The 25,762-nt window shown below is 42.5% G+C and carries 16 protein-coding genes; 8 read left to right on the forward strand and 8 right to left on the reverse strand.

The window, feature by feature from the left end; genetic code table 11:
• From IEX80_RS10520 to IEX80_RS10530, 3 genes are all read right to left on the reverse strand, one after another.
• Positions 1-1,869: two-component regulator propeller domain-containing protein (locus IEX80_RS10520; RefSeq protein ID WP_188832860.1), on the reverse strand; the 1,869-nt coding region annotated here is incomplete at its 3' end.
• A 321-nt stretch (positions 1,870-2,190) separates the two neighbouring features.
• The gene (gene tamL / locus IEX80_RS10525; protein ID WP_188832861.1) at positions 2,191-4,473 is read right to left on the reverse strand and encodes a translocation and assembly module lipoprotein TamL; all 2,283 of its coding nucleotides are present in this window, start codon (positions 4,471-4,473) and stop codon (positions 2,191-2,193) included.
• Positions 4,474-4,477: 4 nt separating this feature from the next.
• Positions 4,478-9,649 carry a translocation/assembly module TamB domain-containing protein gene (locus IEX80_RS10530; RefSeq protein WP_188832862.1) on the reverse strand — a complete coding sequence of 1,724 codons (5,172 nt, stop codon included), beginning with the start codon at positions 9,647-9,649 and terminating at the stop codon, positions 4,478-4,480.
• A gap of 206 nt (positions 9,650-9,855) precedes the next feature.
• On the opposite strand from IEX80_RS10530, the gene dnaE reads away from it, so the two are divergent.
• Together dnaE and IEX80_RS10540 are read left to right on the forward strand one after the other, a co-directional pair.
• Positions 9,856-13,440: a DNA polymerase III subunit alpha gene (gene dnaE / locus IEX80_RS10535; RefSeq protein WP_188832863.1), complete on the forward strand. Its 3,585-nt coding sequence runs from the start codon at positions 9,856-9,858 to the stop codon at positions 13,438-13,440.
• 13 nt (positions 13,441-13,453) lie between these two features.
• Complete coding sequence (locus IEX80_RS10540) at positions 13,454-13,627, forward strand: addiction module protein (RefSeq protein WP_090532006.1); 174 nt, start codon at positions 13,454-13,456, stop codon at positions 13,625-13,627.
• A 298-nt stretch (positions 13,628-13,925) separates the two neighbouring features.
• On the opposite strand, the gene IEX80_RS10545 is transcribed toward IEX80_RS10540, so the two are convergent.
• Both IEX80_RS10545 and IEX80_RS10550 read right to left on the reverse strand, forming a co-directional pair.
• Complete coding sequence (locus IEX80_RS10545; RefSeq protein WP_188832864.1) at positions 13,926-14,354, reverse strand: hypothetical protein; 429 nt, start codon at positions 14,352-14,354, stop codon at positions 13,926-13,928.
• Between the two features lie 129 nt (positions 14,355-14,483).
• Positions 14,484-14,894, reverse strand: a complete 411-nt coding sequence (locus IEX80_RS10550; RefSeq protein ID WP_090532002.1) for a winged helix-turn-helix transcriptional regulator — start codon at positions 14,892-14,894, stop codon at positions 14,484-14,486.
• Positions 14,895-15,025: 131 nt separating this feature from the next.
• On the opposite strand from IEX80_RS10550, the gene IEX80_RS10555 reads away from it, so the two are divergent.
• From IEX80_RS10555 to IEX80_RS10565, 3 genes are all read left to right on the forward strand, one after another.
• Complete coding sequence (locus IEX80_RS10555; protein ID WP_090532000.1) at positions 15,026-15,790, forward strand: SDR family oxidoreductase; 765 nt, start codon at positions 15,026-15,028, stop codon at positions 15,788-15,790.
• A 1,164-nt stretch (positions 15,791-16,954) separates the two neighbouring features.
• A complete protein-coding gene (gene trxA, locus IEX80_RS10560) occupies positions 16,955-17,275 on the forward strand; it encodes a thioredoxin (RefSeq protein WP_090531998.1) in 321 nt (106 codons plus the stop codon).
• Positions 17,276-17,379: 104 nt separating this feature from the next.
• Entirely contained in the window at positions 17,380-18,300 is a 921-nt protein-coding gene (locus IEX80_RS10565; protein ID WP_188832865.1) for a DUF58 domain-containing protein, read from the forward strand.
• Positions 18,301-18,542: 242 nt separating this feature from the next.
• Here the strand turns inward: IEX80_RS10565 and IEX80_RS10570 are convergent, their stop codons facing one another.
• Positions 18,543-19,862 (reverse strand): sensor histidine kinase, encoded by a 1,320-nt coding sequence (locus IEX80_RS10570; protein ID WP_188832866.1) that lies wholly within the window; start codon positions 19,860-19,862, stop codon positions 18,543-18,545.
• 13 nt (positions 19,863-19,875) lie between these two features.
• Positions 19,876-20,553 carry a response regulator transcription factor gene (locus IEX80_RS10575; protein ID WP_090531992.1) on the reverse strand — a complete coding sequence of 226 codons (678 nt, stop codon included), beginning with the start codon at positions 20,551-20,553 and terminating at the stop codon, positions 19,876-19,878.
• A gap of 212 nt (positions 20,554-20,765) precedes the next feature.
• Between IEX80_RS10575 and IEX80_RS10580 the strand changes: the two genes are divergently transcribed.
• Entirely contained in the window at positions 20,766-22,223 is a 1,458-nt protein-coding gene (locus IEX80_RS10580; protein WP_188832867.1) for a glycoside hydrolase family 130 protein, read from the forward strand.
• Positions 22,224-22,393: 170 nt separating this feature from the next.
• On the forward strand, positions 22,394-23,062 hold the full coding sequence (locus tag IEX80_RS10585) for a hypothetical protein (RefSeq protein WP_188832868.1): 669 nt from the start codon (positions 22,394-22,396) through the stop codon (positions 23,060-23,062).
• On the opposite strand, the gene IEX80_RS10590 is transcribed toward IEX80_RS10585, so the two are convergent.
• Positions 23,059-23,742: a phosphatase PAP2 family protein gene (locus tag IEX80_RS10590; protein ID WP_188832869.1), complete on the reverse strand. Its 684-nt coding sequence runs from the start codon at positions 23,740-23,742 to the stop codon at positions 23,059-23,061. The genes IEX80_RS10585 and IEX80_RS10590 overlap by 4 nt on opposite strands.
• Positions 23,743-23,822: 80 nt before the next feature.
• On the opposite strand from IEX80_RS10590, the gene IEX80_RS10595 reads away from it, so the two are divergent.
• Entirely contained in the window at positions 23,823-25,757 is a 1,935-nt protein-coding gene (locus IEX80_RS10595; RefSeq protein WP_188832870.1) for an amino acid permease, read from the forward strand.
• Positions 25,758-25,762: the final 5 nt, after the last annotated feature.

Here is a 25,762-nt window from a genome sequence, read left to right on the forward strand (position 1 = left end):
GCCGTAAGTAAAGCTGTTTTGAGTTCCGGGTATCCCATCATTAATCAACACCGGTTTAGGCAGGGCGGTGTTCCCTAAATTTTGAGTAACGGCTATGCCCTGATCTGTAGCTATATAATAATCATGGCCGTTCTGTACCACATCGGCAACGTTATCCGAGGGGAGCCCGTTACTGGTATTGAGTAAACTTATCCGGTAATTTTGATAATGATTATAGAAGCTGATAATGCTTACACCGTTTGCGGTGCAGACCCATAGTGTATTGTCATCTGTCCATACCAGTTTACGGATATCGCCTGAAAAAATAGCAGGAGATCTAAATTGAACAATTTTTTCCCCAGTCCACAAAAACACCCCCTGGGCTTCGGTGCCTATGGCGCATACATCATTATTTGATGCCAGGCTCTTAACAACATTTATTCCTTTATCGGCCAGGATACGAATAGAGGAAAACTTGCCAGCGCCCCCGAAAGGTACAAACTGGTATAACCCGTAAAGTGAGCCTACGAGCATCTTACTCTTATACCATGTAACAGATGTCATACGTATAGGCTTAAAATTGTACCCCATTTGATGTTTCAACTCATCTGTCAAAACGCCAACTGCATTTTGTGTAAGAAAATATACTGTGTCGGATCGTGCAGCAATTCCTTTTATCGGGCCATAAAAAATTTTTACAGAATGCCATGATAATGGGGCCTTATTCGAAATATCTAATCTGAATAAGCCATTATCGGTACCAATCATGAACCTGTTGCCCGGAATTGTAAGCAGGTTGGTTATCCGGTTAAAGTCAGACCGGTTTTGATTAAAGGAAATGGTGCCTATTGATGACCACTGATTTGCCCCAAGCTTCATGTAGCTGAGGGTGCTTAAAACATGTCCCGTAAAAAGGTATCCTCCTGCAATGCCCAGTTTTAAAACATCTTCATTGGCCAGCCCGCTTTCTTTGTTAATGATTTTTATTTCGGGATTGGTGCACAGAAAAAAACCTTTGTCATAACTGCCAAACCATAAATTATTTTCCCGGTCAATAACCGTAGCGGTAGTGATGTTATTATTAAGGTAATTTTTCCGCTCGCCGGTAAGATAGTTAATAATGTAGGTGCCCTGTTTTACCGTTGTAACGGCAAACGTATTTTTGCCGGTAAGGTACACCGAAGTCACATTGCCGGTAAAAAAGATTTTATTGAGCGGGATGATCCCGCTTTTTTGATACCGATAAATATGTACCCAGTCCTTTGTTATCAGTAACAAATAATTTTGCTGTAAAGCCAACCGGTAAGGTTTGGTATTGGTATTGGCGGTTTGAAAACTTAACTGGCCGGCCCTAAGCTCTTCTTCGAGGATGTCAAGGTCGTTTTCAGATAGGGTGATCTCTTCTCCGTCAGAACCATAAATGTACCCGTTCAAATGCCGGATAGCATGTCTTTCCGATTTTAACTCTTCAAAATGATATACTTTGGTACTAAGCCCGTAATTTACACAGAGCTCATTATAACGGTTAAAAAAGAAATTGGCGAAGGGTGAAACGATTACTTTTTGAGATGAATTAAGCTTATGTATAAGTCCGTTTTCATAGTAACATACCCGGTAGTTATTACAGTAAAAGAAAATCCGGTGATAATTATCCTCGGCAATCCGGAAACACTCATTGTTTTCCAGCCCATCGGCCGATGTGAAGTTTTTAAAGTGCTGTCCGTCAAACCTGCTTACGCCTTTATCGGTGGCCAGCCAGATAAAACCCCTGCTGTCCTGCATTAAATAGTTAACCCTTGAACTGGGCAGGCCATCAGGGGCGCTATAATTTTTCAGGTAAACTAACTGATATGGAATGTCGGCATATACTCGGCCCGGGAATAGAAACAATGTTAATATTAAAAGTTTAAAAAAAGGGCTTTTTAGCGGCATTCTATAATTTGTATCAATTTAACATCGCTGCTTTTTATCAATATGCAATGATACGGTGTATCGCTTTGTTTTGTTGTATCACCGATAAATTTAAAAAGAAATGATTTGTATTGAATACAGTTTGAAAACGGCGAGGGAGCCGATCCAGTGTAAAACAGACGCGTATATGTATGATTGATTGCCTATCAAAGCAAACAGCACAATAGCTTTTGGCTAATTGTGCTGTTTGGCGCTATGCTATATGCCAAGCTTAACTTTTGTTATATTTAGACTGTAAAATTAAAACGGATACCCGATTGCGAGGTTAAATACACTCCGGTTAAAGTTGAAATCCCAACGAGGCTCGTTAGCGCGAACATAAGGTGTTCGTAACGGGATACCTAAATCTGTACGCAATATCAGTACGGTTAAATCAAACCTTAAACCAAAGCCGGCATCGACGGCAAAATCATTTAAAAAGCTTTTGGTAAACACAGCGCCCGGCTGTGATCCGTTGGAGTGCAGAAGCCAGATGTTACCCGCATCAACAAATAAAGCTCCGCGTACTATGCTGAATAGTTTTGGTCTGTACTCAACGTTAGCTTCTATCTTGATATCGCCCGATTCATCGGCAAGGAAGCCGCCTGTGCCTACACCGCTGCTCGGGTCAAATGAACCTGGCCCGATTGCTCTTGCCCTGAAACCCCGTAAGCTGTTAGGGCCACCAATAAAGAATTGCTGGCTATAAGGTAACTGTGTTGAGTTGCCATAGGGTAAACCTACGCCCACAATAAGCCTGCTGGCTATAGTGCTGTTCGGCCCGGTTTTATGAAAATACCTGATCTCATTTTCCAGTTTTACATACTGGTTAAAAATAGCACCGAACAACTTTTTAGGTTTTCCGCCTGCGCTATCCGCACCGGTAACCAATCCGTATATATTATTTGAAAGGCTGATCTTTCCATTATAATAAAGCGTATTGGTACGGTAATCCTCGTTGGTATTGGTATAAGTGAAGCTATAGCTTGGGCCCAGTATAAACTGTTTATCGATAACATGCTTTAAGGCCGGATTAACAGGGCCTTTAGCCGGATTGATACTTGCCTTATATTCGTCAGATACACTTAATGGATTTACAAACTGAAAATTGATAAGGTTAAGCTCATGCGAACGGTGCTCTGTTTCGCGCCACTGGTAACCAAATGATAGGTTAAATGAATTTAAGTTGTATAGTTTTTGGCGGTTTACAATAGAATATCCGAGGCTCAGATTTGTATGCGGAATGTAGGCATCAGCCGCTTTTGGATAGATAGGCCCGATAAAGCGCGGCCACGACAACGTGGTTTGAATACCGGCCTGGTACACATTATAGCCGGCATTTTGCCCTCCTGCCTGCACATCCGTACTTCCAAATAAGGTTACTTTTAAAGCCTCGGCACCTTTAAAGGCATTACGGTTGAGCCAGTTTAAATTTACCTGTGTACCGGTGTAATTGGCTGATGTGGTGCGCCCTAAAATATCAAGCGATAGTGATTTCTTTTTGTATTGGGTTAAAAAATAATAAACGTCGAGTTTTGATGAATCGGCTGATACATCCTCAAACCTGTTTTTTACAAACTTGTAAGGGCCGAGGTTAATGAAGCGGTTAAGCGAATTGTTATGAGCGGTACGGTTATAAACCTGGCCGGGTCGCATCAGCACGGTATTGGCAAAAGTGTAAGTATGTACTGTGTTACGACGCTCAACAATATTATACCATTTATAAAAAACAGCTTTATCCTTCATCAGCGAAGTATCTCTTAACGAGTAACTCGGATACACATAAATATTATTGATGGTATAAATGTTTTGGGCGCGACCAGGTGTTTCATTTTTAACAGCCACAAAAATATCAACCTGGTGCCCGGCTATAGTGCTATCCACATGCATGATGAGGTTTTCGGGTGAGAAATAGTAAAAACCTTCTTCTTTAAGTTTAGCGTCAATGCGCAGCCGTTCGGTTTTAATAACATCAAGGTTGTATTTATCGCCAACTTTTAGCAGCGTTTTTGCCGACGTTCCGGCTACTGCGGTATCGATAGTGCGGTTACCCTGCGGAAATACTACCTTCCTGATTTTATAGCCCGGCCCGGTTACTGCTGTATAAACCGCTTTGGCAACTTTTGACGTTGGTTTTTTGCTTACCGTATCGCCGCTAACCTGCGCCTGAAAATAGCTTTCATTTTGTAGCCTGTTTTGCAGGATTTTGCTGTTTTGATCAAGGTTAACAGAACTAATAAGCACAGGAGGCTCACCTTTTTTGTTAAGCCAGTGGGCAAGGCCTTTGGTTTTATTGGTTTTTGTTTTAAAGTACAGCCACAGTTTAAATCTCAAACCTAATATGGTACTGTTAGGCACCGGCCTTAGTAAAGCCCCAAGCTCTTCACTTAAAGCTTTTTTCTCGCTCTTTTTCAACACCGAATCTTTGATCACAACCTCGCCGCCGGTGTACAGTTTTTGGCCGGGCGCCAGGAATTTAGTGGTACTGCAGGCACTCAGTAAAACACATGATGAAAGCAGTATATATTTTAAATGTTTGGTCATGGGCTTAGTTTGAAGTAGTTTGCGGTTTGTTTTCCTGTTGCTGCTGCATGTTCTTTTGCTCCAATGCTTTATCTGCCTCGTCCTGTTTTTCTTTTTTCTCCTTTTGTTCCTGCTGGTACTGGCGGCGCAACCTGCGTTCTTCAGGGGTACGTTTGCGGAAGATCTCGCGGAAGCGGTTATAATCAACCGTCAAAGTAAAACCTACGCCTGTTTCAATGATCTGTCCCTGGATCACAATAAACTCGTCGCGGCGATAAGCACGCAGGGTATAGCGACCGTCCTTGCTTAGTTTATAGGCTATGGATACGTCACCTGCGATGTTCGACGCTTTTTGACCGGGTTGATTGCCTTCCAGGTTAAAGTTATTGCCCACACTTACGGTAAGCCTGTCGTTCAGGAACCGTTTAGACAGGCCAACATTCAGATCTGTCCGGTTTGTAGCCGTTCCCGACGAATAATCCTCGCCGGATGTAAGACCGAAATTAAGGTCAACGCCCGAGATCAGGCTGCCTGCCAGCCGGTTCAACTGATCGGATAGTAAACTGCTTACGCTGTTACGGATGGTGCCTTCAACGGTAGTACCAGCACCCTGGCTTTGCAGCGGGTTATCGCCTATAAAGTGGCCCAATACCAATACCCCCAAAACCTGTTTATTAAGCTCGTTAGGATCCTGGCGTATCTGGGTAAGGCGGGTATTTACAGTGCTTACCACATCTGATGATACGGAATACGAGCTATCGGGCAATACAATGTCAAAGCTGATAGTTGGTGTGAGCAACTGATCTTTCAGGTTAAGGTTAACATTGAAAGGTAGTTTTTGCTTGTACATCGTACTATTTTGCGCATCCGAAAGCTGGTTTGAAACCAGGTCAATAGGTGGTACATTGGCTACGTAAATAGCGGTAAGATCAATATTGGCACTGGTTGGGTCGCCGGTCCAAACAATGGTGCTGCCTTTTTTAAAGTTAAAAGTGCGCTTGACAGTTGCATAGGCCAGGTTGTACGAGCCCGAGTTAACCACATAAGTACCGGTAAGGTTTATTTTGCCGCTTGGATCAATGCCGCCATTCAGGCTGGCCTCGCCTTTAAGATGTACGATATCGCCATTTCGCTCATCAACTACAATAGTAAACGCTGCATTTTTGTTTACGTTGATAGTTGCAGAAACATCCAAACCCGTAACATCCGATTTCTTGAGCGAATCCAGTTGCCTGGCCAGCAGGATGGAATCCATTTTAGGAGCATCTTTATCAATAAAGTCGACAACTCCCTTCCGGTCTTCCAGCGCCGGGTCGTTGGTGGGCAGCACAAAGGTCATGTCAGTTTTGTCATTAACAGTAAGGTTGGCATCAACCACCGGCTTAGTCATATTGCCGCGGATCTTGATGCGGGTATCCACGTACAGTTTACCGTAGTAAAGTTTGTTATCGACCTGGGTGGAGTTGGTCACCCTGAAGTTATTGGCGTTAATATCCATGCCGAAGGCAAAATCGGTGTAAGTTTTGGTGTAGATACTGCCGCTTACCACAGCCTTGTTGCCGGTCGAATCAACCAACGTAAAATCATTAAAGCGGATGCCTTCGTTGTTAAACGTAATGCTTTCCTGCGGCATGCGGAAGTAGGAGTTAAGCATAGCCACGTTGAAGCCTACTTTGCTAAAGTTGATATCTCCCCGTACCGAAGGCGCATCTGTAGTGCCTGATATTTTAAGTGCTCCGGTAATATTACCCGTGGCATTACGCAGGTTACCAAAGCTAAATCCCTCGATGCTCTTCATGCTCAGGTTCACGATATTCAGGTCGAGATCAAAACGGCTTTCGGGCGAGGTGTAGTAAGTGCCGTTCAGGTCAACCTGGTTGCCTTTGCCGGTTATACTCATTTGTGCTGCATACGCATTCTCGGTTTGGTTATTTACTTTGAGGGCAATGTTGCCCACAGTATCGCCCTTAAAGTTAAAATCATTAACGTTGATAGCAGCTGTAAATACTGGTGAGGCCTGGAAGTTACTTACCGTGGCATCTCCATTAATAACGCCACCTACCTGTAAGGAATCCTGCTTAGCCATTTTGGTAAGGGCTTCAATATGGAAGTTATCGAATTTGATATTCAGCGGACTGTTAAATTCCTGCGTACTGCTGTTAACACTAAGGATCTGGTTGTTGTTGCTGATGGTGAAGTTATGCGCCAGGATCCCTTTTGGCCCATATTGTAAAAAGTTATCGTCACTAACGGCCCATGGCAAATAATCCAGCAATAGGCCATCTTTATTAAAGCTGAACTGGTATTCGTTAGGTAATATGCTGAAGGTACCAGCTATACGGAAGCGTTCTTTTTTTGCCGCATCGCGGATTTGAATGTTTAAGCCTGCTTTGTTGTCCTGCGCAGCTCCGGAAATGCTGGCATACAACAGGTCGACAGACGATCCAACTTTAACCTCATCAACTGAAAGATTATAGTTAAGCGCGTTGTTAGCGGTGTTAATGTTAAGCGACGCTTTATTAATGGTATTAGTGCCGTAAACCACTTTGGGTATGGAGCCTTTAACAACAAGTTCACCGGTTTGGCTGTTGAAGCTGCCGTTCAGTAAAACAGGGTCAAGCTGTTTTAGGTCGGGGGCAAACTGGGTAAGCAATGGCGTTTTAACCAGTTTGGCTTCAAACGTAAACTGCTGCGGAGAATATTTAACTGCAGGTGCTGGCTTGGTTTTGACGGGTTTACCGCCTTTGGTTTTTACCGCCACTTGTTGACCACCGGCGATAGCAGTGTTAAAATATTTATTGATCACATCCTGCAAGGCCGGGGCAATTTGGGTAAACTTGTACTTACCGGCCATATGGGCGCTCATGACAGCAGTTTTTAAGCGAAGTGTACTGCTGTCGGCACTGGCTGTAGAGATGAGGCTGATGGTATCCATCTGGATCCGTTGACCTTTGTTCACCACCAATAGATCGGTAGCTTTAATATCGGCATTCAGATAATCCGGATCGGCGGTTGGTACATCGGCCACGATCTTGCCATGGAAACGCATATCGTCCTTCACAAAATTCAGGTTTTTAAGGTTGATGCTATCCACATTCAGAGTGGCCTTCACTGCCGGATATTTTTTATTGAGATCAGCCTTCGCATTTAGGCTAAAATTAATGTTAGGATCTTTCATGGTAGCAACAGCGGTATAAGCCCCGTTGCTCGATGTACCTTTCATTACCAGGTTTTTGTACGTATAGCCTTTAACATAAGCCTTTGCAATATTGCCATTAAAAGCGATGCTGGCTTTTTTAGGATCGAGGCTTGTGCCTTTCACGTTGGCGCTCATGGTTATGCGGCCAACCATTTGCGGCTGTTTGGTAAGCGCGCCCACATTAAGTTCATTCGCCTTAATGTTGGCGGTATAAGTGGCCGCGTTTTTGTTTTTCCCGTTTTTTAAAGCAGCTACCAGATCAACTGCGCCATAACTCGAGCGCAAGCCCATTTTGGTATTAAAGCTGTACATGCTGCCTTTAAAAGTACCTTTCAGGTTCATTTTTTCGGGAATGCTCACATTTGGCGGGATGCTGCCGGCGGGGGCCAATTTGGCAATATCACTGCGACTGGTGCTGAAATCGGCAATGTTTACATCAAAGGTGGCCTTGTTTACGTCGGGCAACCCTTTCATTTTAGCTGAAGCCTTGATATGCGTGCTGCTTAAGCCGGTAACTTCCAGGTTGGGGATCTCGAGGTTGTTCACTTGTCCGCTTACCCGGCCGTTGATCTTAAACACCGTACCCGGCGAAGATTTGAACGGTTCCATATTGGCCATGGTTGGCATCAGCAATAAAACATCCTTTAGGCCCAAACGGCTACCATCTAAATTGGCATTGATACCGAGCGCGCCAGTGTTTTTGGTGATGGCATCAATAGAAGGGTAACGTACCTGTACCGACTTTTGCAATGTGGTATTCGGCGTTTCCAGTAACAGGTCATTCATATAAGCATTAGTTGGCCCGTACAGGAATGACGTATGAAATTTGTTGATCTTTAAACCGCTTTTTTCAGCAAAAGTAAAGGTATTGATCTTGCCCGAAATGGTATCCGGGCTGTAGGAAATATTTTCGGCTTCGGCGTTCAGGCTGCGTATATCCATGTGTCCAAAATCAAGGCCTTTGGGGATCGCTTTCTGTGCTTCATTATCGAACTTAATATTATCGTTAGTAAAAGTAACCTTGCCAATGGTAGCCCTCCAGGCCGATTTGGTTGGTGATGATACCAGCGTATCCAGTTTTTTAATTGTCTTAACAACTTCTTTAACTACAGTTTGGGGTTTTGCGAGGGTCAATCCGGCTTTGGTATTGCTTAGCTCAATATTTTTAATTCCTACCTTTTGATTTTTCAGATCGATCTTATCCATCTCCACCAAAAACTTGCTTAGGTCTACCTTTGCACCCATTTCGGCGCTTTGGTAATCGACTTTGATTTTGGAGATATCGATCACGCCTAAATTCAAATCCATATTTAGCGGAGTGGTTGCGGTATCAGGTGGTGGGATAGCTTTGGTTGGTGTTTGGATGATCTTCGCGTTTACATCGCTCAGGGTAATTTTGGGTATGGTAAACTTCATTTTATCCATATCAAAATCCTTAACGCGGGTATCAAAATGGCCTAATAAAAATTTCACATCGTTGCCGGTAATGGCATCCTTATATTTTATGTTGATCTTATCGAGGATGATCTTATCAACAGAAAACTTCATGGCTGATGTAGTATCGGTAGGTTTTACCTCTTTCTTTTGTTCGCTTACAAAAGCTTTAATGATGTAATCGAAGCTGAAAACGCTATCGGCGCCCCGGTTTACATTGGCAGTGATGCCCTGCAGGTTTATCTCGTTCACTTCAACCTGGCTATGCAGCAGCTTGAGCATGCTGATATCAACCTTTAGTTTTTCGCCGGCTATAAGGGTGTCTTTTTTCTGGTCTTCAAAGTATACATCTTCCAAAACCAGCAGCTTGGGCAGACCGAGACTAATATGGCCAATCTTAACCTTGGTATGGATCTTATTTTGTAAAAAAGTTACCGCTTTGTCTTTCGCAAAGTTTTGAACAGCAGGAACCTGTATTAAAATTACTACAAGGATAACCAGCAGAACTAAACTAACCAGTATCCAGAGTATTGTTTTAAGGGCTATTCGTAGTGTTTTTTTCAATTGTATACGTATTTCAAAGGTTAAGATAGCGATGCTTAATATAAACAAATAGCATGCTAAGGATAGCAGTTAGCTGTGTGTTTTGTATAATTTACAAAATGGGGCCGGCTTTAATTAAATTTCCACAGTGTTACTTTTTAACAGTCTACATCCCTAACTTGTTTTAACTTTGTAACTCATAAAGATTTTGTTGAAACGGATTAACTATGCCTGATTTTTCTCACCTCCACGTACATACCCAGTTCTCCCTGCTCGACGGTGCCGCCGATATTTCCAAGCTGTATAAAAAAGCCGCCAAGGACGGAATGAAGGCCCTCGCGATTACTGATCATGGCAACATGTTTGGCGTATTTAAGTTTGTAGCCGAAGCCGGTAAACACAATGTAAAACCCATTGTAGGCTGCGAGTTTTATGTGGTTGAAGACAGGCATAAAAAGCAGTTCACCAAGGAGAATAAGGACGTGCGCCGCCACCAGCTGATGCTGGCCAAAAATCCTACGGGCTACAAAAACCTGGTGAAGCTATGCTCATTGGGGTATATGGAAGGCCTGTACAGTAAATGGCCGCGTATTGATAAAGAACTTATTTTAAAATACCACGAAGGTATCATTGCTACTACCTGTTGTATTGGGGCTTCGGTACCACAAGCTATTTTAAGGGATACGCCCGAAAATGCCGAAAAGGAGTTTAAATGGTGGCTGGATTTGTTTGGTGAGGACTTTTATATCGAGTTACAGCGTCACGAAATTCCGGAGCAGCAAATTATCAATAATGTGCTGCTCACTTATGCTAAAAAGTATAACGTAAAAGTGATCTGTTCAAACGATTCGCATTACGTAGATCAGCAAGACTCAAACGCGCACGATATTTTGCTTTGCGTAAACACAGGCGATATGCAAAGCACCCCGATAGCTACCGACGAGGAAGGTGGTAAAGGTTATCGTTTCGGTTTCCCTAACGATCAGTTTTACTTTAAAACACAGGAGGAAATGGGCAAGCTGTTCCATGACCTGCCCGAGTCACTGGATAATACCAATGAAATTGTTGACAAGGTGGAGGTGTTAAAGCTAAAACGCGATATCCTGCTGCCCAACTACGTAATTCCTGAAGAGTTTAAGATCCACAAAACACCCGATGCCGATACTTTAAATCAATGGGAATACCTGAAGCACCTTACCTTTATGGGCGCCAAGGAGCGTTATCGTGATATTAGTCCGGAAACCGAAGAACGCATCAATTTTGAGTTGTTCACCATTCGTACTATGGGTTTTGCAGGGTACTTCCTCATCGTGGCAGACTTTATAAAGGCTGGCCGCGATATGGGCGTGTTCATTGGCCCGGGCCGTGGTTCGGCGGCGGGATCGGTAGTGGCTTACTGTACCGGGATCACCAATATTGATCCGATGAAGTACAACCTCCTGTTTGAGAGGTTCCTGAACCCCGACCGTAAATCGATGCCCGATATTGATACGGACTTTGATGATGCCGGTCGCCAGCGGGTTATTGACTATGTGGTTGATAAATATGGCAAAAACCAGGTAGCGCAGATCATTACCTATGGTTCGATGGCTGCCCGCACCAGTATCCAGGACGTGGGCCGTGTATTGGATATGCCGCTGGCCGATGTAAGTGCCATGAAAAAGCTGGTGCCCGAAACCCTGGGTATCACCCTGAAAGATGCCATTGAACAGGTGCCTGAACTGAAGGAGATCCTGAACGGTAACGACCTTAAGGCACAGGTACTGCGTGAAGCTGAAAAACTGGAAGGATCGGTACGTAATACCGGTGTACACGCCGCAGGTATCATCATTGCCCCTTATGACCTTACCGAGATTGTACCGGTAGCAACAGCAAAAGATTCGGACTTACTGGTTACCCAATATGATGGCCGTGTGATTGAGGATGCCGGTGTAATTAAGATGGACTTTTTGGGTTTAAAAACCCTTACCATTATAAAGGACGCGCTGCGCATGATCAGGCAAAATCATGGTGTGGTGATCGATATCGACTACATCCCGCTTGATGATATTAAAACTTATGAGCTTTATCAGCGTGGCGATACCAACGGTACTTTCCAGTTTGAAAGTGATGGTATGCAAATGTACCTGCGCGAGCTTAAGCCCGATAAGTTTGAAGACTTGATAGCCATGAACGCCCTTTACCGTCCGGGCCCGATAGAGTATATACCAAACTTTATTGCCCGTAAGCATGGCCGCGAACCTATCGTGTTCGACTTGCCCGATATGGAGGAATACCTGGGAGAAACCTATGGTATTACCGTATACCAGGAACAGGTGATGCTTTTGTCGCAAAAGTTAGCAGGCTTTAGTAAAGGCGATGCCGACGTTTTGCGTAAGGCGATGGGTAAAAAGCAGATTGAGGTACTCAACAAAATGGAAGCCCAGTTTATGGAGGGCGCCGTTGCCAAGGGCCACCCTAAAGATAAGCTTACCAAAATCTGGACCGACTGGAAGGCATTTGCCCAGTACGCATTCAATAAATCGCACTCTACCTGCTACGCTTTCGTGGCATACCAAACGGCTTATTTAAAAGCGCATTACCCATCTGAATATATGGCGGCGGTTTTAAATAACCAGAATAACATTGAAAAAATCACCTTCTTTATGGAGGAGTGCCGCCGTATGGGCGTTGAGGTTTTAGGACCGGATATCAATGAGTCGGATATGGCTTTTGCGGTGAATAAACGCGGGCAGGTACGTTTCGGGTTAACCGGCGTAAAAGGTGTGGGTGATAAAGCGGTGGAAAGTATCATTGAAGAACGTAATGCCAATGGCCCGTTTGAAACGGTATATGATTTTGCACGGCGCTCAAACACCCGCAGTGTTAACCGTAAATCGTATGAAAACCTGGTTTATGGCGGCGCGTTTGATGGCTTCGGGATTCCCCGTGCCCAGTTTTTTGCCAAAACCGAGTTGGGTACGTTAACCGGTGTTGAACGGCTCATTAAGTACGCTAATGATTATCAAAACGTGCAAAGCAGCTCTCAATCATCATTATTTGGCGGTTCGGTAGCATCATATGTACCGGAGCCGGCTATGCCCGATGTTGAGGAATGGCCGTTGATAGAGAAGCTGAAGTACGAGAAAATGGTTATCGGGATCTATTTAACCGGCCACCCGTTAGATAATTATAAGGTTGAGCTTAAACGTTTCTGTAACGCTACCATCAGCGATCTGAAGCTAATGCAAAAAGCCCGCTCGGGCGAAGGCGGTGAAGATGTAACAGCTGCTTTTAATGAACTGCGCCGTCGGGGTGAGCTGCGGATTGGTGGTTTAGTATCAAGCGTTCAGCATAAAATGACCAAGACCGGTAAACCCTTCGGCACGTTTGTGTTTGAGGATTACAATGAATCGTACGAGTTTGCTTTGTTTGGTGATGATTATGTCAAGTTCCGCAATATGATGATGGAAGGCTACTTCCTGCATATTAAAGGAAACATTGAAGAGAAATTCCGCCAGAAAGATAACTGGGACCTGCGCATCGCGGTAATGGACCTGCTATCAGAAATGCGCGATAAGCTTACCAAATCATTAACGGTTTGCATTGATGTGCAAATGCTCAACAGCAAACTGCTGGATGATATTCAGCATATGATAGATGATAACAATCAAAAGTACCCGGTAAAAAACTGTAAGCTTCGTTTCCAGATCAAGGATAGAGAAGAGGTTATGCTTGTTGAGCTGTCATCCAAATCATTTAAAGTAAATCCAAGCGATGATTTTATGGCCGGGATCCTTAGCTTGACAAATGAGGAGCCGGTGTTGAGTTAAAAAGTTTTTTACTATGGAAGAAAAGAATCAAAACGAACCGCAAGATCATTGGGATGATGAAGATTTTTTGAATGAAATGCAATCACGAGTTGACGATTATGAAAGTGGTAGAGTAAAAGGTATTTCGTGGGAAGAGTTTAAAGCTAAAATCAGAAACCGTCATAATGATCTACTTTCAGAAGGGTAAAAATAGCATCACTGTCTTGAATTTGCGTGATACATTAAAATCAATAACTTGTGGTAGGTGTTTTCAACGTACTACAGGCTAAAAAAAAGACCATTAACTTTTCGATGAGGTTTTATTTGTTTTTATTCCCTAAATCTTCTCTTAGGTATATTAAATATTATTTTTGGAATTTCAGGCTTAGTTCTCTCGACAAGATAGTCTATAAAACAAATTGAATCTGTCAATAAAACGTCGATCAAATTTTCCCGGATTTTTACGTCAGTTGTCAAATTGTAAGATTCAATTGATTTAAACAAGCCTAAACACAGCTTAACAAATAATAATCCAATTCATCAGTTAGAAGTCCCACAGAATTTGGATCAACATCATATCCATATTCACTACCATAATATTTATCATATTCAGAATCTATTTTGATCTGAATACTTTTGGCCACTTTTAAATAACTTTCAAACTCATTAAAAAATTCTTTAGATGGGAAGTGCTTGTTTTTTGCCGATAATTCACTTCTTTCGCTAACATAGGAGTCATGATTATATTTACTATCGATATTGGGGTAATTCCAAGAGTATTCAGATTTGACTATTCCGCCAATTATTTCGAGCTTTTCGGAACTTACAAATTTTTCGATTCTTAGTGCCTCGATGATTTTTTCTAAATCAATCGCTTTTTCAGCGGATTCAAGGCTTTTTAAACGCTTAGAGAAAACTTCAAGTATTTCTTCCATCACATTAGTTTAATATTTCAACTCGCGCTCGTTTTTAACGAGTGCATAACCTTGGTTTGCGTTTATAACCCAACGGGCGATACAATCGCCCAACCATATTAAGCGCTCGTTGCAAACGAGCGCAAGAGCTTATACGCTTTCCTTCACCACGTCATCATCCTGTTTCACTAAAGTATAACAAGTATAATCAGGCTGAATTACTTCGCCGTTGGCGTTAGTAATGGTCATGTAGTGGCTGCCCCATCTTTCGAGGGTATAAAATATAGATGATAACTCCTGGCCTATGGGAGTAAGGGAATATTCAACCCTTGGTGGTACTTCGGGAAAAATGTGGCGGGATACTATGCCGTCTTCTTCCAGTTCGCGGATCTGTTGTGAAAGCATCTTTTCGGTCATGCCGGGAATGGCCCGGTTTATCTCGCTGTAACGCTTCTGACCACTTAATAATTGGTTGATTATACTCAGTTTCCACTTACCACTAATTACGCTTAGCGCCGCTGCCATAGTGCAGGAGTGATCGGAATGTCTGTTTTTTGTCATAATGAAAAAGGCGATATATCGATTGCATCAAACCGGCCCATAACCTACCAAAAAGTATGTTGCACACAAAATGGTGCATTCTTGTGGGGAGCTATAACTCACTGTACCTTTGATGTATCAAAACAAAGATAATGAAAAAGTTACAAGGAAAAACAGCAGTAATAACAGGCGGCAACAGTGGTATAGGCCTGGCCACAGCACAGGAGTTCATTGCACAAGGTGCAAAAGTGATTATCACCGGCAGGAACCAAAAATCAATCAACGAAGCGCTTGAAACACTTGGTGCCGATGCTCATGGTGTAATTGCCGACAGCGGCGACATCAACCAGGTTAAACAACTGGGTGAAAAAGTAAAAGCCATTGCCGAGAAAATTGACATCGTATTTGTTAATGCAGGTATTGGCCAGTTCAATTCAACTGAGCAGATGAGCGAGCAGATGTTTGATGATATCATGAACATCAACTTTAAGGGTGCTTACTTCAGTATTCAGCAATTGTTGCCTTTAATTAATGATGGCGGCTCTATCATACTTAATACTTCTATAAACGCACATATCGGTATGGCCGGCGCAACTGTTTATGCAGCAAGTAAAGCAGCATTGCTTTCATTAGCTAAAAACATTTCGGCCGAGTTGTTGCCACGTCGTATCAGGGTTAACTCTGTAAGCCCTGGTCCGGTTGTAACACCTTTACACACTGCCGATAAATTAGGCTTAACCCAGGAACAATTGGAAGGCATGGGTTCCGAACTGATCAAACAGATACCAATGGGCCGTTTCGGCTTAGCAGAAGAGATTGCCAAAACAGTTGCCTTCTTCGCTTCTGATGATTCAACATTTATAACAGGTGCCGAGCTGATTGCTGATGGTGGCATGGCCACTTTAAAAGGTGCATAAGCCCCTCTAAATCTCCCCTGAAGGGGGAGACTTTTTAACTTCCCTCACGGAAAGATTGGGATTGGGTATTTATTGAGGGCGCGGAATAATATATTAACCAATGATCGGCGGCTGTAGCTTCCGGTCATTTTTTGTTTTGATGAGATAGATAATATAACTGATGATAAAAGTAATGGGAGAAGTAATCGCAATAAGGAAAACACCTGCGATAGGGAGCATCATCATAGGTGAGCATTGAGATGTTGTTGTATAGTTAATGCGGAAAGTCCTATTCCTGTAATTATCGACAAAGTCATGATGACAATTAGCGGCAAGCGGATACGTCCTATGATTCTCACTATTGAAAAGACGATTTGCAATATAGAAGCTGAAATAATGAGTATTAAACAGACAATAATCATCATAATGTATAGCGATAGTGTTAATTAATACCACATATGTTAAAAAGTAACCTGATTATTAGTTTGTTGATACGGAAATTGTTTGAATACCTCTCGATTGCGTTAGGGATGGGAGCGGATACCGGCCATGTGGCTAAGGCCCGTGCAGTATGAGCGTACAGCCCGGCCGCAGGCAACGCCCATAATTTACTATTTATGCACGTTGTAATATCGTATTGTAGTGATAATTCCAATAACGGGAATGACCAGACAGATATTTATTAGGCCGAAACTGATAAAAACAGTATATCCCGTTGCGCATTTAATATCGGTAGGCAAGAAGCCATAAAGAGAAATTATAAACGCAAGTGCAGCCAAGCCCGCTGCGAGTAAAATGGACAGCAGGAAAATTACAGATAATGGCAAGCTTATTTTATCCTTTATTCGGCGCAATGAAAGCTTCCATTGCAGTATTGGTGCAATTAAAATTAGGATGAAAGGGATAATAAACACGAGCATGTTGAATAGCTGTATGTTAATTAATACCATCAATGTTAAAAAGTAACCCGCTAGCGTAGTTGTAAATATCGTTCGGAAACAGGTTATTTGTGTAAATACGTCAGGTCGCAAAACGGTATTTGAAGGTGTAAATGCGACAAATGGTCATGCATGCGTTAACTGCGTGGGTTATAATAATATAATTGTCACATTGTCAGTAGTACACTTGTGGCAAGCAATTTGAATAGCATATATTTGTAAGTACAAAATTTAAAAAATAGAAATCATGGCTTTAGAAATAACTGATGCAAACTTTGACGAGCTTGTCCTGAAATCAGACAAACCGGTATTAATTGACTTTTGGGCAGAATGGTGCGGTCCGTGTAGGATGGTAGGTCCGGTAGTTGAAGATATTGCTAAAGAATATGAAGGCAAAGCTGTTGTTGGTAAAGTAGACGTTGACAACAACCCAGGTATATCTGTAAAATACGGTATCCGTAACATCCCTGCCTTATTGTTCTTCAAAAATGGCGAAATTGTTGATAAACAAATCGGTGCTGTGCCAAAATCAGTATTAACTGATAAACTGGTAAAACAGTTAGCATAACCTTTAATTTTATTTAATGCTATTCACTGTAGCATTAATACAACATATTTTTTGAAAAAGCGTTGCAATTTTGCAACGCTTTTTTTATGTCCATATATTAGCCTATGCCCAAATTAAACGATGATCAGCAAATAAGGCAACTGGCCAATCTCGAATTGTTGGCCCGGCAGGTGGTTGAAGGTTTTATCACCGGCCTGCACCAAAGCCCCTTTCATGGTTTTTCTGTTGAGTTCGCCGAACACCGATTGTATAACAACGGCGAGTCGGTAAAAAATATCGACTGGAAGCTGCTGGCCCGTACCGATAAATTGTTTGTAAAGCAGTTTGAAGAGGAAACAAATCTTCGCTGTTTTTTGCTGCTGGATACTTCATCATCCATGAACTTTCCTGAAACGGATACTAATAAACTTCAGTTTTCTGTTTATGCCATAGCATCGCTCATGTACCTGTTTAAAAAACAACGTGACGCTTTTGGACTTTGCCTTTTTTCGGATAAAATAGACTGGATCAGCGCGGCCAAATCAACCACTACGCACCTGTTTTATTTATATGCCGAGCTGGAAAAAATGTATGCCAGCCCTAAAGTAAATACGCAAACCAATATCACCAATGTGCTGCACCATATAGCGCAGGAAATTCATCAGCGTTCGTTGGTGATTATTTTTAGTGATATGCTGGAGAATAATCTGAATGCCGAAAAGCAGCAGGCTTTATTCGCGGCAATTCAGCATTTAAAGTTTAATAAGCATGAGGTAATAATTTTTAATGTTACTGATAAGCAAAAAGAACTTGAGTTTAATTTTGATAACCGTCCTCATCACTTTGTTGATATTGAAAGCGGCGACGAGCTGAAGGTAAACCCGGCCCGCATCCGCGATGCTTATAAAGCATCATTAAAAGAATACCGCCATCAGTTGGAGCTAAAATGTGCGCAGTATCATATTGACCTGGTTGATGCTGACATCCATGAAGGCTATCATCATATCCTGAATACCTACCTGGTTAAGCGGAATAAGATGATATAAGAGATTATTTTGTAAAAAAGGCGTCATTGCGAGGTACGAAGCAATCCCCAATACGCGGGCCGCTCTGTATAGTTTGGGATTGCTTCGTACCTCGCAATAACGGTAGTTTTTTGATTGGGTTTTCTTGAAAACAAAAAAAGGCCATTCCCATTGGAAAACGGCCTCTATAGTTAAATAGGGGATCTACTTACAAAATAAACTTAGCAAAGGTATTGATACAATGTGAAGATTAAGTGAAGTCGTTATTCACGGTTAAATATGAGGAATATGCTCGTTCCCCTGTCTTTTACCGAATCTATTTTTACCCTGATGTCATGAAAAGTAGTAATACTTTTTACAATAGCTAAACCGAGGCCGTAGCTTTCCTTTTCTTCAGTCTCAAATTTTTCAAAACGGTTAAAAGCGTTTTCTATTTGTTGTTGGTCCATCCCCGCACCTGTGTCCGTAATTTCCAGTACATAAACATCTTCCTTCAATGCATCGGCAACGGTGATACTACCTTTGGGCCTATTGTATTTAATAGCATTGTTTATCAAATTGAACAACAAGGTATGCATCAGCGGGCGGTTACCCATAATGGAGTAGATGTATTTAATGTTATTGTTGAAGGTGAGATGCTTTTCTTCCAAACGGTCTTCCAGTTCTTCCTGGATCTCCATAATTACGCCTGCTATCATCACCACATCGGTCTTGGCATACTGATTATTTTCAACTTTTGATATCAGCAGCAGGCTATTGATGATAGATTTAAGCCGGTTTAATGTTTTCAACGAAGCGTGCATCTTGTTTTCGCTGGCCTCGCTAAGTTCTTCCTGCAATAAAATATTCTCCAGCCGGGAACTGATAATTGATATAGGCGTAAGTAATTCATGCGATACATTGGCAATGAACTGTTTTTCCAGAGCAAACAGGTTACTGATCTTTTTCATGAGTGTGCTGATACTGTCATCAAGCAGTTCAAAATCCTGTGTGGTGGTCTGGATCTTTTCATAATCAAAGTTCATAGGATCATTTACTTTGATCAGCTTACGGTCGATGATCTTATAAAAGGGCGCAAGCAAAAATTTGGTAAACACCAGGTCGCTTACCAGCGTAAGGGCGAGTGCTATTATCAATGTCAAAAGGGTAAACCTTTTAATGATGGATTTTAATTCCTCAATGGAGGTAACTGACACGCCAATTTCAAGCAGATAGGTATGGTTGTTAAAATTAAACTGGTGAGTCAGGATGCGATAAGTTTGCGTAACCAGGTCACTGGTACGTGTTTCGGTTGTGAACTTTACAGCTTTGGTTTCGGTGGGCTCAAATTTAACAGGGGTTATAATAATGAACTCCTCTTTTAAAATATTATAATCGGTATAAGGCTTTTGATTAGCAAGCTTGCTGCTAATCTCTTTTGAACTGAGGTTTTTAAGCGTTTCCCTTTCATTTTCCTCAAGCCTGAGCTCTACATGATTATACGAGATCTTCTCGATAGAAAGCAGGATAAGCAGGCCAGTGAAAAGTATAATGGCTAATTTGGTTAACGTATTATAAAGGGCCAGTTTTACCTGTAATTTCATGAGGCTGTCAATTTCAGATGTTGATACGGTAGCCGATGCTCCTTACGGTTTCAAACCAATCTATAGGGATATATACCGATAGCTTTTTACGCAGATTTTTAACGTGCACATCCACAAAGTTAGAGTCGGAATTTATTTCCAATACATCACCCCAAACATGTTCGGTGAGGTTGGTGCGCGATATTACCCTGTTTTTGTTAAGAACCAGGTAATTGAAGATCTCGAACTCTTTTTTGGTGAGGGTTATACGCTCATCATTGTAGGTAACGGTACGGTTCTGTATGTTGATCTTTAACCCTTTTACATTAATGTCATTACTCTCCAGGCGGTGTTTGCGGCGGGTGATGGCGTGCATGCGGGCTAATAGTTCGTTTAATGAAAACGGCTTTGCCAGGTAATCGTCGGCACCCTGTTCAAGGCCCGATACCCGGTCGTCAACAGCGCCGCGGGCGGTGAGGATAATTACAGCATCTTCGCGTTCGTTCATGCCTTTCAGCATTTTAAGCAGGTCAAAGCCGTCACCGTCGGGCAAGCCCAGGTCGAGCAGGATAAAGTCATAATTGTTTACGAAGATTTTTTCAGATGCTGATTTTTTGGTGCGGGCGTGTTCAACCGTAAAACCTTCGTGGCTTAAAAATTCATCAACCTCAAGCGCAAGGCCTTTTTCGTCTTCAACAATTAGTACGTTCATAATTGTGCATTTACAGGAACTATCAATAAGGGTTACAGGATCAAGATTATTCACGGCAGGCAAAGTACCGTACCGAAGATTAATAAAGTATGAAGATAGGTTTTTATAGCGGCCTGTAAAGTGTCATTTTTTAAATCTTGCGTTTAAATTAAAAAAGCGCAAATCAATTTGCGCCGATTGGTGTTACAAACTAAAAGCTACCACTTCATTGTATGAGACTTTCTATCGAACGCAAACCCATCCGGGTAAATCCAGATCCGAAACGTGTAATAGCAAGATTTTTTTTTAATGGGAACGATCGCGCCAAAGAGGTTATTGAGCGTGTAATGTTAATCAGCGAAGATGATGCTTTTGGCATTGTATCGCCCTTGCTGCAGGAATATTCCAAAAGGCACCGTAATATTACCCGGGTGCTCAACAGGCATTGCAGCAAACTTAAGCCCTTGTTTTTAGAGCTCAATATTGATTTTGATACGCTTACCGTTTACCGCAAGCTGCTTATAGGTTCTTACTTTACCCATGAATATTCTATTGAATCGGCCGCCTTCTTTAATCCCTCAATAGTTGAAGATCCCGACCAAACTGAGCTTGAAGACGGCCAGCGCAGGGTGATCATCAGTTTCCGGGCGGTAGGCGAGGGGCATATCTCTTCCATAACTTTTCGCCGGGCCTTGATAGATAAGGATAACAACATCAGCATACAACCTGCGGGCAGTTACATTGATGAGGCCGAAATTGTGAGGAATGCCGTTTATAATAAAAAGCTTTTTTTTGAAAAAGCTGCCATCACCCAAATTAATATTGATGTTATAAGCGAGCTGGAATCAAAGCTCGATCATCATTTTGAGTACGCCAACCTGCGCCGGATCATCATGGATTCGCAAAAACTGCAGGAAGACGACATGAAGCGGCTGGAGTATGATAAAGTGCTTTGGCTTGCAGATTCCTATTATGAAATTGTTTTTTCACTGGATACCGATATTTCCGACAGGGTGATCTTCCCGATATCCGAATATGAACGTAAGGGTATTGAGGATGCCCGTTTTGTACAGTTTACCAACGATGACGGCAGCAAACTATATTACGCTACCTATACAGCTTATGATGGCTCGCTGATTATGCCCAAACTGCTGCAAACAACTGATTTTTATAATTTTAAGATCATGCCTTTGTACGGAGCCGGTGCGCAGAATAAAAACCTGGCCTTGTTTCCGCGCAAGGTGAACGGCAAGTATGTGATGATATCGCGGATAGACGGCTGCAATAACTATATCATGTATTCGGATAAGATCAATATCTGGGAAAAGCCGGTAATGCTGCAACAGCCTAAATTTAGCTGGGAGTTTGTGCAGATAGGTAATTGCGGCTCGCCCATTGAAACACCCGATGGATGGATCATGATAACCCATGGCGTTGGTCCCATGCGCCGTTATGTGCTGGGTGCAAGTCTGCTTAAACTGGATGACCCAACGGTTGAAATTGGCCGCCTGCGCGAGCCTTTGCTGATCCCCAACAGTGATGAGCGGGAAGGCTATGTACCTAACGTGCTTTATTCATGCGGGGTAATTGTACACAACAATAAACTCATTATTCCATACGGTGTTTCAGACTCATCAACTGCCTTTGCAGAAGTATGTTTAGATGCACTTTTGAATAAGCTTAAAGCCTGAAAAGAGCTTAATGCTGAAAGCTCAAAGCAAAAAGCTTTGTGTTGAAAAGCTTTCAGCCTTAAGCTTTCAGCTCATATTTATATTGTTGATTATAAGTCATTTAATTTTAATGTAAATCTCATAATGTATTATTAGTTAAAACTTATTCTTCTTTTTCAAGTTAAATAAATATGAAAAAGATAATTTTAAGCTTAAGCATAATACTGTTTTCGCTTACAGGTTTTAGCCAGGCACTTAAACCTGTAAAGATAGATAGCCTTGTCACGGTTTCGCTACCCGCAGGCTTTACTAAAAAGGATACATTAGGCCAGCAGATATACCAGGGTAGTGCATCATTAGGTAATATTCTTGTTTTACGCGTGCCAAACGCTAATACAAAACCTTTAAATAAAGAGAGCGATTTGAAGGATGTATTTAAAACCTACATCAATGGTATTCAAAAACAATCTGTTAATGGCAGTGTAATGTATCCGCGTGATACCACTATCGGTAAACTGGAAGGAAAGGTATTCACCCTTCGGATTGATAACAGCGGCTCAACCGGCGAATCTCCGGAGTTAAGAAATTTTATTCTGTTATATACCCAGGACGTAACCTATACTTTTGAATATAACTATCCGGAGCAAAGACTTGATCTGGCAAAGGCCGAACTGAAACAATTTTCGGGTTCTATCAAAATAGCACCTACTTTAGACCGCCGCGATCAGTATTTGTCTGACGCTAAAGGCATGTCCGCCCCGGCCAAAATAGGTATTTATGGTGGCGCCGCCGTTATAATACTGATTATCGTATTAACTGTGATCAAACGTAAAAACAGTCAACTGGAAGCTGGAGTTTAATTAGCGACAGGGGCTTTTTTGAATACGTTATCGAGCAGGCCCCTGTTCCATTTGGCCGAATTGATGAACTGCTTACCATCAAGCCATGTTAGCCAAAATATAGTAACAAACACACCAATAGCCGAGCCGGCAAGCACGTCTTCATAAAAGTGCTCGGTTAAATAAATTCTTGAATAGCCAACCATTATGGCGACAAACAAGGCAGGGATTCCCCAGCCTTTGTTTTTACAGAGGTACGTTATGACCAGCGCGGCAGAAAAAGCACTCACCGTATGTCCGGACGGAAAGCTGTATTTCTCCAATATATAAACACCTTCTACGGTATGTACCCTGGTCCACTGGCTGGCAAAGTATAGCTTTGGCCGGGGAGCGATATAAATGTATTTAAGGATTTGTGCAGCTATGGATGTTATGGCATAGCTTGAGGCCATTAACAGCCAGCTGCGGTAGCTGAATAAAAGCATAGCAAGTGACACTATTACGGCTGTGGTGCCGTCGCCGATATCTGTAACATAAGGCTCAATGGTATCAAGCCAGGGTTGGTGCCAACCATTTACGGTAAAAAAAATAGCTTCTCGGGTAAATAGCAGTTTGATAGTCAGGCAGGTGGCTAAAACGATAAGGTAAAGGATAAAAAAAGGGCGGATCCTGTGCAGCACGTCTTTTATTCCTATCTTCATGCTGCAAAGTAAGCATATACTTATTCAATGCAAAAAAATGATTAATTTTGAGATTGGTTAGCACTTATTAATTAAACTACATGTCGAAAAGTATCTTTCGTAAAAAGTCGGTAGCAAAAATTTTAAATGATGTTGAATGTGGTTTTAGTGATAGTGAGCATCCCGGTACAACGTCATCCCAACTCAAAAAAGAACTTAACGTAAAAGACCTCACCCTCATGGGAATAGCCGCCGTTGTGGGGGCAGGTATATTTTCCACAATTGGCGAAGCCTCTTTCCACGGCGGCCCTGCGGTTTCCATCCTGTTTATTTTAACCGCTGTTACCTGCGGCTTTTCGGCCCTTTGTTATGCCGAGTTTGCCTCGCGTATCCCGGTTGCGGGCAGTGCGTATACCTACGCTTATGCCTCTTTCGGTGAATTGATAGCATGGATCATTGGCTGGGACCTGTTAATGGAATATGCCATTGGCAACATCGCAGTAGCCATTTCCTGGAGCGAATACTTTGTAAACCTGCTGGAAGGCTTTCATATCCATATGCCTAAGTTTCTGACTATGGACTATGTTTCGGCCCTGCGCGGGCATGAGCAGGTTCAGGCAGCAGGTGCAAACCTGGCTGATATCAGTGATAAAGTAAAAGCAGAAGCACTGGCCTGGGATCAGGCGCCGGGCATAGGTGGTTTTAAGCTCATTGCCAATTTACCCGCCCTTTTAATTGTTATCATCATCACTTACCTGGTTTATGTGGGCATCCGCGAAACAAAAAAGGCCACCAATGCTATGGTGGTTTTGAAGATAGTGATTGTTATAGCGGTTATAGTGGTAGGCTTTTTTTATGTTACACCTGCCAACTGGCACCCCTTTATGCCTAATGGTTTCAGTGGCGTTATGAAAGGCGTATCGGGGGTGTTTTTTGCTTATATCGGCTTTGACGCCATCTCAACCACAGCCGAAGAATGTGAAAGGCCCCAGCGCGATCTGCCCCGCGGCATGATCTATTCGCTGGTGATTTGTACAGTATTATATATCCTGATAGCATTGGTGCTTACCGGCATGGTAAGTTATAAAGACCTGCAGGTTGGTGACCCACTGGCCTTTGTTTTTGCAAAGGTGGGCTTAAATAAGATTAGCTATGTAATCTCCATCAGTGCAGTTATCGCTACAGCCAGTGTATTGCTGATATTCCAGTTAGGCCAGCCCAGGATCTGGATGAGCATGAGCCGCGATGGCTTATTGCCCAAAGCATTTTCACGTATCCATCCAAAATATCAAACACCTGCCTTTGCCACGGTAGTAACCGGTTTTGTGGTGGCTATACCGGCCCTGTTCATGAACCTTACCGAGGTGACCGATTTGACCAGTATAGGCACCCTGTTTGCATTTGTACTGGTTTGCGGCGGTGTGCTGCTGCTGCCGCGTGAAGAGGCCGTTAAAGGCAAATTCCATTTACCGTATGTGAATGGTAAATTTATTATACCAATTATCACAATGGTGATTTTGGGTTCGGTTGCATGGTTTAAGCCGGCTGCCCAGGTTGAAATGATGCAGTTTAAAAAGCTAAAAGACCGTAGCGACATCATTGATAACATGGATAACAATGACAAGCTGAGCCTGCTTAAAACTACCAATCAGCTTTATAACGCTAATGTAACTGCCCAGCCCGACTCGGCTAAAAAATATTTTAAGGATATAGAAGAGGATAAATTCAATACCGCGCTAAGGCAAACTAACGATATCAGCGATGCTAAGAAGTATTATTTAGGTTTTGACGGCTTCCTGTATAATTTCCCTAACTATCTTTTCTTTATCCTGATCATTATTATAGCGGTTTACAGCTTTATTAAAAACTTCTCGCTCATTCCTGTTTTGGGGCTGATGAGCTGTTTTTATCTGATGACCGAGCTTGGCTATACCAACTGGCTCAGGTTTTTGATATGGCTGGTGATAGGTCTGGTAATTTATGCCACTTACAGCTATAAAAACAGCGTGCTGGGCAAAGAAATCAAAACCGCGTAAAACTT

The sequence above is a fragment of the Mucilaginibacter rubeus genome (assembly GCF_014643835.1).
Taxonomy (GTDB): domain Bacteria; phylum Bacteroidota; class Bacteroidia; order Sphingobacteriales; family Sphingobacteriaceae; genus Mucilaginibacter; species Mucilaginibacter rubeus.

Coding starts and splice junctions, on each gene's coding strand:
- tamL (WP_188832861.1), bottom strand. CDS start 4,473: ATGACCAAACATTTAAAATATATACTGCTTTCATCATGTGTTTTACTG.
- dnaE (WP_188832863.1), top strand. CDS start 9,856: ATGCCTGATTTTTCTCACCTCCACGTACATACCCAGTTCTCCCTGCTC.
- IEX80_RS10540 (WP_090532006.1), top strand. CDS start 13,454: ATGGAAGAAAAGAATCAAAACGAACCGCAAGATCATTGGGATGATGAA.
- IEX80_RS10545 (WP_188832864.1), bottom strand. CDS start 14,354: ATGGAAGAAATACTTGAAGTTTTCTCTAAGCGTTTAAAAAGCCTTGAA.
- IEX80_RS10550 (WP_090532002.1), bottom strand. CDS start 14,894: ATGACAAAAAACAGACATTCCGATCACTCCTGCACTATGGCAGCGGCG.
- IEX80_RS10555 (WP_090532000.1), top strand. CDS start 15,026: ATGAAAAAGTTACAAGGAAAAACAGCAGTAATAACAGGCGGCAACAGT.
- trxA (WP_090531998.1), top strand. CDS start 16,955: ATGGCTTTAGAAATAACTGATGCAAACTTTGACGAGCTTGTCCTGAAA.
- IEX80_RS10565 (WP_188832865.1), top strand. CDS start 17,380: ATGCCCAAATTAAACGATGATCAGCAAATAAGGCAACTGGCCAATCTC.
- IEX80_RS10570 (WP_188832866.1), bottom strand. CDS start 19,862: ATGAAATTACAGGTAAAACTGGCCCTTTATAATACGTTAACCAAATTA.
- IEX80_RS10575 (WP_090531992.1), bottom strand. CDS start 20,553: ATGAACGTACTAATTGTTGAAGACGAAAAAGGCCTTGCGCTTGAGGTT.
- IEX80_RS10580 (WP_188832867.1), top strand. CDS start 20,766: ATGAGACTTTCTATCGAACGCAAACCCATCCGGGTAAATCCAGATCCG.
- IEX80_RS10585 (WP_188832868.1), top strand. CDS start 22,394: ATGAAAAAGATAATTTTAAGCTTAAGCATAATACTGTTTTCGCTTACA.
- IEX80_RS10590 (WP_188832869.1), bottom strand. CDS start 23,742: ATGAAGATAGGAATAAAAGACGTGCTGCACAGGATCCGCCCTTTTTTT.
- IEX80_RS10595 (WP_188832870.1), top strand. CDS start 23,823: ATGTCGAAAAGTATCTTTCGTAAAAAGTCGGTAGCAAAAATTTTAAAT.